20 protein-coding genes and 1 pseudogene are annotated in these 13,785 nt (G+C 64.5%); 4 read left to right on the top strand and 17 right to left on the bottom strand.

The genetic code is table 11. From position 1 onward, the window contains the following. Positions 1-88 precede the first annotated feature (88 nt). Positions 89-604: a ParB N-terminal domain-containing protein gene (locus JJB99_RS20895; RefSeq protein WP_200494214.1), complete on the top strand. Its 516-nt coding sequence runs from the start codon at positions 89-91 to the stop codon at positions 602-604. A gap of 83 nt (positions 605-687) precedes the next feature. Here JJB99_RS20895 and JJB99_RS20900 read toward each other — a convergent pair whose 3' ends face one another. Continuing rightward, positions 688-954 carry a DUF2312 domain-containing protein gene (locus JJB99_RS20900; protein WP_200494215.1) on the bottom strand — a complete coding sequence of 89 codons (267 nt, stop codon included), beginning with the start codon at positions 952-954 and terminating at the stop codon, positions 688-690. A 111-nt stretch (positions 955-1,065) separates the two neighbouring features. Here JJB99_RS20900 and JJB99_RS20905 point away from each other — a divergent pair, with 111 nt between their 5' ends. Next, on the top strand, positions 1,066-1,203 hold the full coding sequence (locus JJB99_RS20905) for a hypothetical protein (RefSeq protein WP_200494216.1): 138 nt from the start codon (positions 1,066-1,068) through the stop codon (positions 1,201-1,203). Positions 1,204-1,241: 38 nt separating this feature from the next. Here JJB99_RS20905 and JJB99_RS20910 read toward each other — a convergent pair whose 3' ends face one another. The 10 genes from JJB99_RS20910 to JJB99_RS20955 form a co-directional block, all read right to left on the bottom strand. After that, on the bottom strand, positions 1,242-1,901 hold the full coding sequence (locus JJB99_RS20910) for a cell envelope biogenesis protein TolA (protein ID WP_200494217.1): 660 nt from the start codon (positions 1,899-1,901) through the stop codon (positions 1,242-1,244). Positions 1,902-1,926: 25 nt separating this feature from the next. Next, positions 1,927-2,280 carry a type II toxin-antitoxin system PemK/MazF family toxin gene (locus tag JJB99_RS20915; RefSeq protein WP_200494218.1) on the bottom strand — a complete coding sequence of 118 codons (354 nt, stop codon included), beginning with the start codon at positions 2,278-2,280 and terminating at the stop codon, positions 1,927-1,929. Then, complete coding sequence (locus JJB99_RS20920; protein WP_200494219.1) at positions 2,261-2,515, bottom strand: AbrB/MazE/SpoVT family DNA-binding domain-containing protein; 255 nt, start codon at positions 2,513-2,515, stop codon at positions 2,261-2,263. The genes JJB99_RS20915 and JJB99_RS20920 overlap by 20 nt, the downstream gene beginning before the upstream one ends. A gap of 191 nt (positions 2,516-2,706) precedes the next feature. Beyond that, the gene (locus tag JJB99_RS20925; protein ID WP_200494220.1) at positions 2,707-3,714 is read right to left on the bottom strand and encodes an acyl-CoA desaturase; all 1,008 of its coding nucleotides are present in this window, start codon (positions 3,712-3,714) and stop codon (positions 2,707-2,709) included. A 270-nt stretch (positions 3,715-3,984) separates the two neighbouring features. Further along, complete coding sequence (locus tag JJB99_RS20930; RefSeq protein ID WP_200494221.1) at positions 3,985-4,266, bottom strand: hypothetical protein; 282 nt, start codon at positions 4,264-4,266, stop codon at positions 3,985-3,987. Between the two features lie 309 nt (positions 4,267-4,575). Continuing rightward, a complete protein-coding gene (locus JJB99_RS20935; RefSeq protein WP_200494222.1) occupies positions 4,576-5,112 on the bottom strand; it encodes a helix-turn-helix domain-containing protein in 537 nt (178 codons plus the stop codon). 127 nt (positions 5,113-5,239) lie between these two features. After that, positions 5,240-5,638 (bottom strand): VOC family protein, encoded by a 399-nt coding sequence (locus JJB99_RS20940; RefSeq protein ID WP_200494223.1) that lies wholly within the window; start codon positions 5,636-5,638, stop codon positions 5,240-5,242. Between the two features lie 12 nt (positions 5,639-5,650). Continuing rightward, a complete protein-coding gene (locus tag JJB99_RS20945) occupies positions 5,651-7,057 on the bottom strand; it encodes an adenylate/guanylate cyclase domain-containing protein (protein WP_200494224.1) in 1,407 nt (468 codons plus the stop codon). Positions 7,058-7,188: 131 nt separating this feature from the next. After that, positions 7,189-8,109: a DMT family transporter gene (locus JJB99_RS20950; protein WP_200494225.1), complete on the bottom strand. Its 921-nt coding sequence runs from the start codon at positions 8,107-8,109 to the stop codon at positions 7,189-7,191. An 87-nt stretch (positions 8,110-8,196) separates the two neighbouring features. Further along, a complete protein-coding gene (locus JJB99_RS20955; protein ID WP_200494226.1) occupies positions 8,197-8,616 on the bottom strand; it encodes a nuclear transport factor 2 family protein in 420 nt (139 codons plus the stop codon). Between the two features lie 125 nt (positions 8,617-8,741). Between JJB99_RS20955 and JJB99_RS20960 the strand changes: the two genes are divergently transcribed. Continuing rightward, positions 8,742-9,326 carry a bifunctional transcriptional activator/DNA repair enzyme AdaA gene (locus JJB99_RS20960; protein ID WP_246774934.1) on the top strand — a complete coding sequence of 195 codons (585 nt, stop codon included), beginning with the start codon at positions 8,742-8,744 and terminating at the stop codon, positions 9,324-9,326. On the opposite strand, the gene JJB99_RS20965 is transcribed toward JJB99_RS20960, so the two are convergent. The 4 genes and pseudogenes from JJB99_RS20965 to JJB99_RS20980 all read right to left on the bottom strand — a co-directional run. Then, positions 9,293-9,673 carry a hypothetical protein gene (locus JJB99_RS20965; RefSeq protein ID WP_200500453.1) on the bottom strand — a complete coding sequence of 127 codons (381 nt, stop codon included), beginning with the start codon at positions 9,671-9,673 and terminating at the stop codon, positions 9,293-9,295. The two genes, JJB99_RS20960 and JJB99_RS20965, sit on opposite strands and share 34 nt — an antisense overlap. A gap of 51 nt (positions 9,674-9,724) precedes the next feature. Continuing rightward, complete coding sequence (locus JJB99_RS20970) at positions 9,725-9,976, bottom strand: hypothetical protein (protein ID WP_200494228.1); 252 nt, start codon at positions 9,974-9,976, stop codon at positions 9,725-9,727. 145 nt (positions 9,977-10,121) lie between these two features. Beyond that, entirely contained in the window at positions 10,122-10,325 is a 204-nt protein-coding gene (locus tag JJB99_RS20975) for a hypothetical protein (RefSeq protein ID WP_200494229.1), read from the bottom strand. Between the two features lie 128 nt (positions 10,326-10,453). Beyond that, positions 10,454-10,618: pseudogene (locus tag JJB99_RS20980) on the bottom strand (Flp family type IVb pilin); the annotation flags it as partial. 336 nt (positions 10,619-10,954) lie between these two features. Between JJB99_RS20980 and JJB99_RS20985 the strand changes: the two are divergent. Next, positions 10,955-12,247 (top strand): hypothetical protein, encoded by a 1,293-nt coding sequence (locus JJB99_RS20985; RefSeq protein WP_200494230.1) that lies wholly within the window; start codon positions 10,955-10,957, stop codon positions 12,245-12,247. A gap of 5 nt (positions 12,248-12,252) precedes the next feature. Here JJB99_RS20985 and pdxY read toward each other — a convergent pair whose 3' ends face one another. Together pdxY and JJB99_RS20995 are read right to left on the bottom strand one after the other, a co-directional pair. Further along, positions 12,253-13,071, bottom strand: a complete 819-nt coding sequence (gene pdxY / locus JJB99_RS20990; protein ID WP_200494231.1) for a pyridoxal kinase — start codon at positions 13,069-13,071, stop codon at positions 12,253-12,255. A 36-nt stretch (positions 13,072-13,107) separates the two neighbouring features. Continuing rightward, on the bottom strand, positions 13,108-13,749 hold the full coding sequence (locus tag JJB99_RS20995) for an FMN-binding negative transcriptional regulator (protein ID WP_200494232.1): 642 nt from the start codon (positions 13,747-13,749) through the stop codon (positions 13,108-13,110). Positions 13,750-13,785 lie beyond the last annotated feature (36 nt).

The following is a 13,785-nucleotide window of genomic DNA, read 5'->3' on the forward strand; positions in this document are numbered from 1 at the left end:
TCCCTCTTTGCGCCCGACCTCATCCCTCCTAAACTCCCACCACTACCGGCATGGGTTCCGACGGGCCCGGTAGAAGCGGAGTCGACTTATGCCCAAACCGGAAAGCTTCCCGATCGAGGAGATTTTCGTTCCCACGAAGCAGAAGAAAGCCATCAAGCCCGAGATCGTCGCGGAGATTGCGGAAAGTATTTTGGACATCGGACAGCAGGCTCCCATTTCCGTTCGGCGCGACGGAGACCGCCTCGTTCTGGTCGAGGGACTGCATCGGTTAGAGGCCTGCAAGGCGCTCGGCGAGACGACCATTCTCGGGGTCGTCGTCACGGCCGAGCTCGCGCAACACAAGCCGCAGCTCGCGGAACGGCCCGAAGTCGAGGCCGAGCGCATCAAGATGGCGCGATTGAAACAGTTGCGCCTCGAGAAGGAAGCCGCAGAGGCATCGACGGCCGCATCGAGGAGCGTCAGCGCATCGGAAGCGCCGCGCACCCGTCCGACGAAAGGCGGCCGCGACAAACCGAAGGCATCACCGGGCCGGACTGTAAGATCGGCACCGAAAACATTGTCGGCCTGGATCACGCAGCAAAAGGGCAGCGGCGGCCGCTATTGATAAATCGACCAGCTCGTCGTCGTTCTGGAGGAGCGATAGCCGCAGGCCGCGGCTACCTCTCCTCGCAGATCACGCCGATCGTCTCACGCCGCCTTCGCCTGCTCCGGCTGTGCCGTCTCCATCGCGCGCATGTAGAGGTCGAGCAGGCTTTCGCGCTCGTCGCGCTCGTTCTTGTCTTCCTTGCGCAGCTTGATGATCTCCTTGAGGATCTTGACGTCGAAACCCTCGCCCTTGGCTTCCGCGAAGACCTCCTTCTTCTGCTCGCTCAACTCCTGCATTTCGCTATCGAGGTTCTCGATCCGCTCGACGAAGGAACGGATCTTGCCGCCGGGAATGGTGATGTCGGACATGGTGCCTCTTTGCTGACTGAGGTCGCGAAAATGACCGCAAAGAAATAACCAATGTGTTAACCTCGCCGCCGCCGACGTTGCCCTGTGGAAAAACGCCGAGGGAGCTGTTCCATGCCCGAGCTTCGCTTCGATGACGGTGCCGCCTATGAGCAGATGATGGGCGTCTGGAGCCGTTCGGTCGGCGAGGTCTTTCTCGACTGGCTGAAGCCGGCGAAGGGCTGCACTGGGATCACGGTGACAGTGCACTAAATCGATCGCTCCATCTGCCTGTCCGACCCGGCTCGCCCCTACTCTCGCGCCCGACGAACCGCGTCCTCCAGCTTCATCCTCTGCTTGTCCCAGCGCGTTTCCTCCGCCTCGGCACGTTCATCCAGCGCGGCCCGTTCCGCTTCGATCTCGTCTGTCCGCGCCTGATGTTCGTGCCTCGCCTTATCCAGCGCCGCCTCGGCGGCCGCGACCGCCTTGTCCCGGCGCGCGCGCTCTTTGGCGCGGGCGGCCTCTTCCTTGCGGCGCGCGCTTTCGCGTCGCTGCTCTTCCTTCGCGAAGGCCGCGGCGGCCCTGCGCGCGTCTTGATCGTCGTCTGTGCGGGAGGACTTCGTCGCGATCCTGGCCGGACGCTTCTTTGGCTTCGACTTCGACTTGGACTTTGGCCTGGACCTGGATCTTGGCTTGTCCTCGTCATCGGCGAGATCGGTCGGCAGTTCGGCGTGCTCGGTGAACGGGCCGTCCGATCCGACCGGGCGGCGCAGCACGACGCCGGGTGCTGCCATGGTCGCGGCGACAATATCGGGATCGTCGGTCTGTTTCGCGATGCCCTGATGGAATAGGTTGGACCTGGCGCCCCAGGCCTCCAGCGCCGCCTTCATCGAGGGTGCGGCGACCGCCTGGTCGTAGAAGCCGAGCGAGGTCTGATAGGTCTTCAGCTTTCTTGACCGCTTTCTTGGCATGTCGTCTCACGGCCTGGCGAAAAGTTCACTCAATTCCCAGCAACGCAGCCAACTGTTCGCGGACTTCGAGGAGCAGCGCATCAGGTGCCCGTCCGGCAGGCGTGATCGGTCGTTTCTCCCAGGAGATGCTCCGAGGCTGGTCTGCAAGCACGACGCCACGGACGCTTGCATCTTCGGGCAGGACGGCTTCGAACGGATAACCGCGCACGCGACTGGTGATCGGGCAGATCACGCAAAGGCCGGCGACGGCATTGTAACTCCGCGGCGACACGACGATGGCCGGTCGCCGGCCCCTCTGCTCGTGTCCGACCGTCGGGTCCAGATCGATCCAGATGACGTCTCCGGCCTCGGGACAATAGTCACCAGGCTTCGTTGCCAACGGCCGGCCCCCAATCGATCTCATCATGACGGTTGGCCTGCGTGATCCCCGCGACCAGATCGTCCAGCGCATAGCGACGTTTGCGCCGCTGCGCGCGCGCGATCTCGATGACCAGTTTGCCCTCGCTCACGGTCATCTCCGCCGCCCTCCCGTCGCGGGCCCCGATTTCATCGGCGAACGCTTTCGGTACGCGCAGCGCGAGGCTGTTGCCCCATTTCTGAAATGCAACCTTCATCCTCGATCTCCGAAATCAATGATACAATGTAGATACACCGTTGGCGATCGTCAATGGATAGATCGCCAGCGGCCTTCGCTCTTCGGGCTACGGCGGACAAGTCGCTGTACCCATGGGTAGAGCGCAGCGAAACCCACCAATAGCCGTCGTGGAATGATGGGTTCCGCTTCGCTCTATCCATCCTACATGCTTCAGACCGTTGCTTCCGTATCCGGCATCGAGCTCTTTCCGCCGTCTGTCCCGCGCGACCGGCTTCCCGCCGCGAAAATGTCGTGCACCAGCCCGAGCTTCCCCAGCCCCAAGATGATCAGCCCGTTGATGTCGATCTCGTACCAGGCGTGCGAGATGTATGCGTCGCGGGGGAAGCGGTGATGGTTGTTGTGCAGGCCTTCGCCGAAGGTGAGAATCGTGGTCACGAGCTCGTTGGTGGTGCCGTCATTGGTGTCGAAGCGGCGGTAGCCCCAGCGGCCGTCGCTATGGCAGACCGAGTTGACCAGCGAGGTCGCCATGGTCATGAGGTAGCTGCGGAACAGGCCGGAGAACAGCACGCATCCGATCATCGTGCGCACGCCGCCGAAGGCGTAGCCGATGCTGGCTGGAATGATCAGCGCCGACAGCGCGTACCAGTACCAGCGCGTCCTCGTAAAGAACATGGCGATCGGGTCGGCCAGGATGTCCCTGGCGTAGTATTCGGCATCGGTGGTGGCCTTGTCCCACACCCAGCCGCCCTGCGCATGCCCCATGCCCTTGGCGAAGCTTTCGATGGGATTGCCGAAGCCGTCATAGTAGGGACTGTGGACGTCGCCGGGCCGGTCGGAGTGAAGATGGTGCCGGCGATGATTGCTCACCCATTTCAGGATCGAGCCCTGCACCGCCATCGTGGCGATCGCCGCGAGGATCGTCCGCATCACCGGCCCGCAGCGGTAGCTGCGGTGCACGAAGTAGCGATGCATGAAGCCGATCCCCAGCGTGGTCAGCACGAACATGCCGGCGAAGACCGAGATCTCCACCCACCCGATGCCATACGTGAAAGCCCAGATCAGCGCCCCGATCGAACCTCCGATCATCATCGCGAACGAGATGTAGGAATCGCGAAATTTGGCGTCGACCACCGGTCCGTCGACCAGCACGCCCGGCGGCATTTTTGGCGGCATCGCCTGGGCATCCTGCTCCGGAGCCACGCCCTCGATCACGGTCATTTCAGCCGATCCATGTCCGTAGAAAACCAACGCTGCTGCAACGCAGGGTACAGAGGCCGGTTATATCGGGCAACCCGTGGAATCGCGGTGCGGCGCTCGCCCCGCCGCAAGCGGGAGAGGGAGTCCAGCGCCGATGCCGCCGCATCGTACGCGCCATATGCGATTGCCCTGGCTCTCGCAGGGTGGGCGAAGCGAAAGCGTGCCCACCATCTGCATGTCGTGGACACGGCGCTCTGCGCCTTTGCCCACCCAACGCATCGTCGCTGGCCTTCACCACCAATACGGCCAGCGCCAGCCCTCATAGCGCACATAGGACGGCACCAGCGGCGGACCGTAGGGATCGACGCGGTCGTCCTCGGGGCGATAACGATAGCGCGGAACGATGTTGTAATCCCACGGCGTTGGCCGGAGCACGGGCGCCGTGACGATCAGCCTCTCTTGTGGTGCGCGAACGACGACGGCCTTCCGCGCCCTCGCTTCCGCACCTGATGTTCCCAGGCTTACCAGCACCAGCGCCGTTCCGAGCGCACACGCGGCAGTCATGATCTTCATGGCTTGGTCTCCTTCCCGGGAAGAGTGCGCAAGGATGCAAGGCAAGTCAATTCGCTCTCGACGTGGCGTCCGGCACCGGTCCAGCAAACGAGTCCGTGAGCGAAAGGGAAACAGCCGCGCCACGCGGGGCTCTCAGCCGCACCGCCCCACCATGCCACCATACCCCTGTTTTGCCCGACGGGTCAAACAAAACTTCGGTTTTAGCGAACCGCTGAAATCCTTGTTGAAATCCTTGGAGATTTCTACTATGCATGGGGTTGTTTTCGACATTTTTGTTGGCAGCGGCTCCGGAAAGTGCGGAGCGCGCGCCTACGCCGCGTCGGCGTCCTCGGGCGCAGGCCCCGCGACGAGATCATCGACACTAACCATCAGCAGATCGGCAATGTGCATCAGCTGATAAAGCGGAATGTCCGCCTCGCCTTGCTCGGCCAGTGCGACGAAGGCGGGCGTGACGCCGATGCGCTCGGCGATCTGCGCCTCGGTATAGCCACGCATTTCGCGCGCCGCCTTGACGCGCGCGCCGATGCCAAGCCGCTGTCGGGACTGCTCGTCCGCGGTCATCATCGCGGCCTGCTCGTCCGCGCTCGCATAGCCGTCCGTGAACGCGCCGCCGATCAGCCGGCCCTTGCGCCAGGCCAGCCGGCAGTCCTTGCGCAGGCCGCTCGAGAAGATCACCGCGAACCGATCCGGCACCCAGAGCGAGCTGTTGAGCTGCAGGCGCGCGCCGGTGGCGGAGACGTCGCGGATCGTGCAGGGCACGCTGATGCTGCTGCCGGTGCCGTTGTCGAACTCGACCATCCCGGTCCGCAGCGTGTGATGCCTCCTCGCAGCGCGATGCTCGCTCATGACAGCTCCCGTCAGCCGTAAAATCCGGGCGAAGCCTAGCGCAGAGCTTTTCGCAAAATTCCTAATGTTGCAAAGGGCGAGCCGCGACCGGACGCCATGGTAAAGGATTTGCTGCAAGCGGCTCGTTCTAACCGAGCAGCGCGTCGTAGCCGCGTTCGCTGAATTGCAGCAGACAGAACCCGTGTCCGAACGGATCGGCCAGCATCGCGATCCGCCCATAGGGCGCATCGCGCGCAGGCGCCTCGAGCACCGCACCGGCGGCAAGCGCGCGTTCGACGGCGGCATCGACATCGTCGACGACGACGTCGATATGCACAGGCGTCCAGTGCCGCTCATAGCGGCGGCGATCGCCGCCCGCGCCAAGCGTGCCGGCGTCTTTGGCGAGCAGGTACACCGGCGCCGGCCAGCCGAGCAGTTCGACGAAGTCGGTGCCGAAGCGGCGGCCGACCGTCAGGCCGAAGGCGGCGGTGTAGAAGGTCGTCGCGGCGGCGACGTCAGGGACGTCGATGTTGAGGAGGATGGTCATGGCGGAGCACCCTCACGGGATCTCGTACACCGACACCCGCTCCGCGATCCCGCTCAGCGCGACGCTGCGGCGGGTCGGGACGAGGCCGCCGGCCTCGAGCAGGGTCCGCGTGTGCGCGTTGTCGATCACCTGCTCGGTCACCACGATCGAGCGCGAGGCGGCGAGGCCCTGGATGCGCGAGGCGATGTTGACGGTCTGGCCGAAATAGTCCTGCTGGCCGTTGAGCGTGACCGCCAGGCACGATCCCTCGTGGATGCCCATCTTGAGCAGCAGGCCCTGCTGCTGGCGCTGGGCGCCGAGCTCGCTCATGGCCTCGCGCATGCGGATCGCCGCCGCAATCGCCCGGTCGGGAGTCTCGAACGTCGCCATCACGGCATCGCCGATGGTCTTGACCACGGCGCCGCGCTCGGCGGCGATGATCTCCTGCAGCAGGCGGAAATGCTCGTTGACGAGATCGAAGGCGACGAGGTCGCCGACATGCTCGTAGAGCCCGGTGGAATCCTTGAGGTCGGAGAACAGGAAGGTCAGGCTCAGGATCTTCAGCCGCTGGCCGATCGCGAGCGTCTCGGTGCGGTAGAGATCGCGGAAGGTCTGGTTGGTGAGCAGGCGTTTTGCGGTGAGGCTGGGCTTGCGCCGCGTCAGGATTGCATCGAGCCGCTCGTTGGCGACCCACACCGCCGGCAGCACGCGCGTGTCGGTACGGTTCTCCAAAGTGAGTCGCAGCGCGCCGGGGCGAAGCATGACGGCGTCGACCGGCACGTCGGCCTTGTTGAAGATCAGCGCCAGGTTCTGGCGCTCCGCGGTCTCCTCGCCTTTGACCTCTATGAACTGCGCGGTGTGCGTCACCGGATCGAACAGGATCAGCATGCCCGCCGGCACCTGCAGCGACAGGATCGCCCGCTCGCCCGGCGGCAGGTCGACGGCTTCCAGCGTGAGCTCGCGCAGCAGCCCATCGACGTCATCAGGCAGGTCGATCGCCGAGCTCCAGAACACCTGGCGATAATATTCGGCGAGCGAGAGCTCGTCGGCATTGTGGGCGGCGATCTTGCGCACGCGCGGGCTGACCGTGAAGGTCACCTCGACCAGATTGTCCAGCGTCGTCTCATAGCCGGCCGCGCAGAACGCGCAGTGATACTGCGGGCTGTTGACCGTCTTGAGGCTCTTGTTGGCGGAGAGCACGCCGGCACAGCTCGGGCACATCACGCTCCAGGTCATCTCGAGGATGCCGAGCCCGACCGCGTGCAGCAGGGCACCGATCACCTGCTCCTCGTCGAGGCCGTGCTGGCCGGCGAGGTGCAACGGGTTGATCTTGGAGAGGGCATGGTCCGGCGCCTCCCGCACCATGCGCTCGATCAGGCCGGCGATGCTCTCGTCGACCGACTGGCGCAGCACACCGAACAGCGTTTCGATCTCGCTCATGCAACGGTTTTACCTGAAAGGAGGCGGCGCGGAAATCCGCATCCCGATAGCTAAGCTTGCCATGGTGGGGCACAAGCACTAGCAGCCAATTGCCGCCTCACGATGACGGAAGGTTGATCCCTCAACGGGAATCAGCGCTGCCGCTGCGCCAGGTAAAATCCGCACAGCACTGTCCCCAGGCCCGCCAGTTGCAACGTGGTCGGGGCCTCGCCTAGCAGCGGCCAGCCGACCAGCAGCGTCAGGGCCGGCACGATCGCCGGGAACACGGCGGCGCGGGCGACGCCAAGGCGCTGGACCGAGACGGCATAGAGATAGAGCGCGCCGGGCCCGGCGAGAACGCCCTGTGCCAGCGCCTGGATCGCGTTTTCGCTGATGCCAATTGCTGCCAGGCGGGCGAGCCCTCCGGTTGCGAGATAGACCGGCAGGAGCAGCAGCGACAGCACGTTGATCACGAGTGCCGCCGAGACCGCGGAGACGCGCCAGTGGCGCAGCAGCGCACCGAAACCCGCGAACATCAATCCGGTCAGCACGAAGATCAGATCGCCCTGCACCCCGTCGGCGCCGATGTGGCGGATCGATTCGGCGCCGATCACCCCGAGGCCGCCGACGATGACGAGGGCGCCGACCAGGCGCGAGGCGGAGATCCGCTCTTTGAGAAACACTGCCGCCAGCAAGAGGCCGCCGAGCGTGGCGCAGGACGGCTGGATCACGCTGCCGTGGCCGAGCGGCACGAACATGAAACCAGCATAGGAGATCAGCGCCATCACGGGCCCGCCCAGCACCATCAACGCAAGGCCCCTGCCCCAGCCGATGCCGCAGAGATCGGAGATGCCGGCGCGCAAGACCAGCGGCAGGAACGCGATCCCCGACCAGACATAGCGATGCACGAGCAGATCGACCGGCGTGAAGCCGACCTTGAGACCATGCCGCGTGCCGGCAAAGCCCAGCGCCCAGAACAGCGCCGCCGACAGGCCGCAGACGACACCGAGCAGCGCCGGCGTCGCATGGCTTGTGTGAGTGGGAGCGTCAGCGCCGCTCGTCCGCTGATCCATTAGGATGCCTTATGTCAGGATGTGAACCGGCTCAACCGACGCGGCTGCAGAGCTGGGCCGCGGTGAGATTGCTCCAGGCAGACCCACTCATCGCACGTCCTCGCCAAACACCATCCGCCAACTCTTGCGCGTATCCATGTATTCCCTGACTTCGCGGATCTTGTCGCCGGCCAAGGTGAACACGAAGCAATAGTCGTTCTCGTACGGCCTGCCGCCCGCAAGCCTCGCGCGCATCCGCTCCTCCACGATCACGACGTCGCCGTCGGCATAGACGCCGCGAAAAGCGATGTCGATCTCGGAAAACATCCTGTGCATCTCCTGCGCGATGAAGCGCGCGATCTGCTTCGCGCCGACCATGTGATCGGTGTGGTCGAGCGCGACGGCGGTGGCGTTGCCCTTCGGTGCGATCCATTCGGCGTCATCGGTGAACAGTGCCGCGATGCGGTCCTTGTCGCGCGATGAAAAGGTCTTCCAGGCGTTGAGGACGATGTCTTTCGAGCTGGTCACGATGATTCCCCGGCTTGCATTTGAGAGCCGCGTTCTAAGCCGGCGCCCACGCCGCGGCTCGCCACAATCGGACTCGGTCATCCCCCAGGCCTTTCCCCCGCGCCGGCATGCGCTATCATCCGGCCATGCTGAGTTTTGAAGATTGCAATGCCGCGCGCCTGCGCAGGGACCCCTGCTATGACGGCCGCTTCTTCACCGCGGTGAAGACGACCGGCATCTATTGCCGCCCGGTGTGTCCGGCCAAGCAGCCGCTGACGCGCAATGTCGTCTATTATCCGACAGCCGCCGCAGCCGAAGCCGCCGGCTTCCGCCCTTGCCTGCGTTGCCGGCCCGAAACCGCGCCGTTCTGCCCGGCATGGAACGGCACGCGCTCGACGGTCGCGCGCGCGGTGAAGCTGATCAACCAAGGCGCGCTCGACCAAGACTCGGTCGTGACGCTGGCGATGCGGCTCGGCATCTCCTCGCGCCATCTGGCGCGCTTGTTCGAGCGGCATGTCGGCGCCACGCCACAGCAGCTTGCGAAGACGCTGCGCATCCAGCGCGCCAAGCGCCTGCTCGACGCCGGCCGTCACAGCATGACTGACATCGCGTTCCAAGCCGGCTTCAGCAGCCTGCGCCGCTTCAACGCCACCTTCGCCGAGCTCTACGGCCGCTCGCCCTCGAGCTTGCGCAGCGCTCAGAAGAATCCGGGGCTGAGATCGAGCCCATAGGTCAGGCTCAGCAGGAGCACGAACAGTGCGGCGGCTGCGAACAACGTCAGATGCCGCAGAATCAAAGTACGCGGCGAGGTGCTGGCAACAACCACTTTCTGCGCAACGGGCATGACGGCCTCCAATATCAAAGCGATGCTCAAATCATTTCTTGGCCGCCAATGAGCGGCGCCCGCATCAAGCACCGCGATCCGCCAAGCAACTATTAAAGAGATCACACTCGCTTCGAACGGCGATCCACACCGCGCGCGTTGCGATGAGCTTTCTGCCGACGGGTTCTCAGTGAGCGCATCGACATGCGATGGAACATGCGCGCCCAAAAAAATGGCCGGGACAAGCCCGGCCATGACGTCGTGGAAAGCTGCGGCACCAAGCTCTCGGCTCGGTACGATGTCGACTTAGCGGGCGCTGCCTGTGGTGGCGGTCGCGGTCTTCACCTTGCGCGGGGTCAGGACGCTCGCCTGGTGCGCTGTCACGCTGGTGGCGGGCGCAGTCACCTGCTGCTCGACATTGTTGGCGCCGAGTACGCGGACCTGCACCGGCGAGACCGGAATGCCACTGGCCTGATACGTGGGCAGCTCGCCGGCGAAGGCGGCAGTCGAGCCCGCGATGGCGAGAGCGGCAATGGCGAGGGACAAAGTCTTGTTCATGGTGATGCTCCTGAAGGAAGTGCGGAGCACATGTAAGCCTGATTTGCTGCAGTGCGACATGCATTGTTGCAACGCAACATCGCGCATCACGCATGGCGATATGTTTAACGCCCCGGCCGGCTTCATTCCTCGGCCGGCCGTAAGCTCAGCCACCCATCACGTTGCCCCAGCCGTCGAAGACATAGGCCTTCCAGGCCACGGTTCCATCGGCGCGCGGCCGGCTGGCCCGGCGATAGTCCTCGGCCTCCTCGGCGGTCCAGGTGATGATCGTGCCGGAGACACGATCATGCAGGATAGCGGGCTCGGAGGGATCGAAGGCGTCCATCGGACGAAGCGAGGAATGCGTCATGGCCGATCAACGCACCGCCAGCAGCAAGGTTGCGGCGCGGCGCCGGGTAAACGCCGCGGCGCTTTCTCCACTCCGACATTAGGGAGCGCAATCAAGCAAGAACGCGAAGAGGCCGCGCAACGCCTATTCAAGGCCGTCGCCAGCGCCTGCAGTTTTGCGACCAAGTTAGTGCCGAGTGCGTAAATCACTTCGATGATGGCGAGCGCGATGCCCGCTGCAATCAGGCCGTATTCGATTGCGGTGGCGCCGGATTCATCGGTGGCGAACGCGGCCAGCTTGGATTTCAATTTCACGATCGTATCCTTCCCAACTCTACCGGACGTTGCCGGCGCGGGAGACATGCACTGCCTCAATCTAAGATCGAGTAAATTGAGGTTGCTCAATTTCTCGACAAAGAACCTGTATTTGCGGGCTTTTTCCCGTGCTCTCACCCTCAAATCGCGATGGAACCCGCGTTGCCCTTGCGCAACACCCACCTGAAAAGCCCGATTTCGGTGATTTGCGCCATTGCGCCGCCACATCATCCTCCGAACAATCGACGCGCTACATGCCTTTTCATGCAAGACTGTTTGCATCAAGACTGTTCGGACAAGACGAGTTTTGAACAGAACCGTTTGGAGGCAGGGATCATGAACGATCGGCGGTCTCTTCTTGTGGCGGTCTCCTGCCCCTCGGCCGTGATGGCCGGCTGGCTGGCGCTCTCCCTCTCCGCCTACGCTCCGGCGCTGATCGAGAACAGCGGCGCCAATGCGGCTGCGGTGTCCCGTGCGAAAGATCTCACCCGTCTCGAACTCGCCGATGTCCCGCGCGCTGCGACCATCGAAGATGGCATCGCGCTGACCGCCGACATCGCGGCTTCTGTCGCAGCAAGCCCACCAATTGCCGAAGCAGCCGCGCCCGAAGCGCCCGCCCCCGCCATCAAGCTCGCCTCAGCGGATCCTGCGCTGATCTTGCCAGCGGAAGTGCCGCCTGCGGCGCAGATTTCGCCTGAACCGGAGCCCGTCGTCAGCGAGGCTCCACCGGAGCCGGAGCCCGTCAAGGTTGCCTCCGCCGATCCCACCGCGATCGTCGCGCCAGATGCGCTGTCGCCCGCAGCGATCGTCAGCGGGCCTGCAGCGGCCGAGAAGGCCTCGCCGCCGGCCGATACCGTCGCCGTGCTCGACGAATGTTTCGTCATCGACGCCTGCATCGACCGCTATCTCTGGACGCTCTACCAGCGCACGCCCAAGGAAGACTCGATCAAGGTCGAGGAGCGCCGCGCCGTGACCGTCAAGCGCAGGGGCAAGACCGTCACCGTGATGCGCAGCTTCACCAAGCTGGTCGACGAGGATTTCAGCTGGAAGGATCCGAAGGCGGCCGAGCACGCCGGCATGTCGATGATGGATTACGTCATCGGCGGCATGGACAAGAGCTTCAAGCGAAAGCTGTTCCGCACGCTGCTGGCGGCCGAGGCCGCCGGCCTCTCGCCGGGCATCACCAGTGCGTTCCGTGACGACTATCGCCAGTCGATCGCGAGCGGCCTGAAAGCCGCCTCCGATCGTTCCTATCATGGCGGCAGCATGCGCGGCGGCTATGGTCACGGCATGGCCGCCGACATCGTTTCGACCGCCGGCAACAACCGCGCGCAGCGCTGGGTTTCGACCGAAGTGCTGTGGAAATGGGTTGATGCCAATGGTAAGGCGCTCGGCATCGGCCGGCCCTATCTCGGCCGAGATCCGCCGCATGTTGGCCCGATCGACGGCCAGGAATACGTGTCCAAGCGTGGCGTTGCGACCGATCGCAAGGAAGCCGCCAATACCAAGCCGAAGAAGGTGCGGGCCGTAGCCAGCGCAAAGCCGCCAAAGGCACAAGCCGCTCGCGAACAGAAGCTCCGGGCCAAGCCGCAAAGAGCGGCGCAGTCAGCGGCTAAGCGCACGACCTGACGCCGCTACGCATTGCCCTGTGATCCCGGCAGCGGCACGAGCCGCATCTCGGCTGTGCCTGCTTCCTGCGTGCGCACCAGCACCGCAAAGATGGTCTCGACCGCAAGACTCGCTGCCGCCTCCATCGGCCGGCCCTTGGCCAGATGCGCAGCGATCAGGCCGGTGAAGAGATCGCCAGTGCCATAGGGGCGGATCGGCAGACGCGGCGTCGCAAAGCGTGACAATTGACCGTCGGCGCACAGGATCGTCTCCACCTGCTCCGCCGCCGTGTCAGTGAGCGTGCAACCGGTGGCAACGACATCGATACGACGGGTTCCTGCGAGCGCCGCGCACGCTGCGCGCAGATCCCGTGCATCCGCGACCGCGACGCCCGACAGCAGCTCGAGTTCGAACTGGTTCGGCGTGGCGATCTTAGCTGCCGGCAGCAGACGGTGTCTCAAAACGTCCAGAATGCCGTCGGCGACATAGACGCGGCCGTCGTCGCCGATCACGGGATCGCAGAGATAGACCAGCTTCGAATTGCGCGTGAGCGCCCGCCCGACGAAATCGGCGATGACGGCTGCATTGCCTGGCGAGCCGAGATAGCCGGTGACGAGCACGGCCGCCTCATCAACGAGACCGCGCTCCTCGACACCCTTCAGCAGATCGGCGACGAGTTCGGTCTCCAGCACGCGTCCGCGCAGGCTCGGATAGCGCGGATGGTTCGACAGCAGCGTGGTCGGCACCGCCGCCACGTTCACGCCCTCCGCCTGCATGGCATAAGCGGCCGCGCTGTTGCCGACATGGCCGTGGACCACCTGACTTTGAATCGAGATGACGAGCATCAGAGGTCCGTAGGATCAAACGCTGGATCTGGCAAGCTACAGGCCTTCGTACCCAAGTCCGGGCCGCAGCGCCCGCATCTTCTGTGCCAGCCGCCGATGCCCGCTCTCCTGCGACCGCGCCAGCTGGTTTGCCACCGCGACATGGTCTGCATCGGGCTTGTGCTGGTTGAGCTTGGCCTGGCCCTCGATCTGATCCACCACGAGATCGACGACCCGGATCGCTGCCAGCATGCTCTCGCGCTTGCCGCCCTCCATCTGCGCGAGGTCCCACGGCGTCTTCGGCAGCCGCGCCTCGGACACCGCGAGCAGCGCATCGCCATGTCCGCGGTTCTCGTCCAGGCCGCGCAGATGCGCCACGCCGGACAGGTGTACGGCCTCGTAGAGCCAGGTCGAGACGTTGTCGCGCGAGGAATACCAGTCGTTGGAGATGTAGGCGTCGTCGCCGGCAACAATCAACAGGAAGCGGCGTGTGCCATCCGCCAGCGCAACCAGCGGATTTTTGGCCGTGAAATGGATCTGCACGATTGCACGTCCGTCGCGCTCGCTCAGCACGAACGGCACGTGCGAGGCGCGCGGCCCACGCTCGTCCGCCGCCACGATCACGCCAAAACCGCGCTGGCCGGCAAATTCCAGCGCACGCTGCTTCTCGATGCGGAATTGGGGACGGAGGATATGCATGGCGGCACCCGATCTGTCGGACGGGACAAGGCTAGC

It is taken from the genome of Bradyrhizobium diazoefficiens (assembly GCF_016616235.1).
In the GTDB taxonomy this organism is placed as follows: Bacteria; Pseudomonadota; Alphaproteobacteria; order Rhizobiales; family Xanthobacteraceae; genus Bradyrhizobium; species Bradyrhizobium diazoefficiens_H.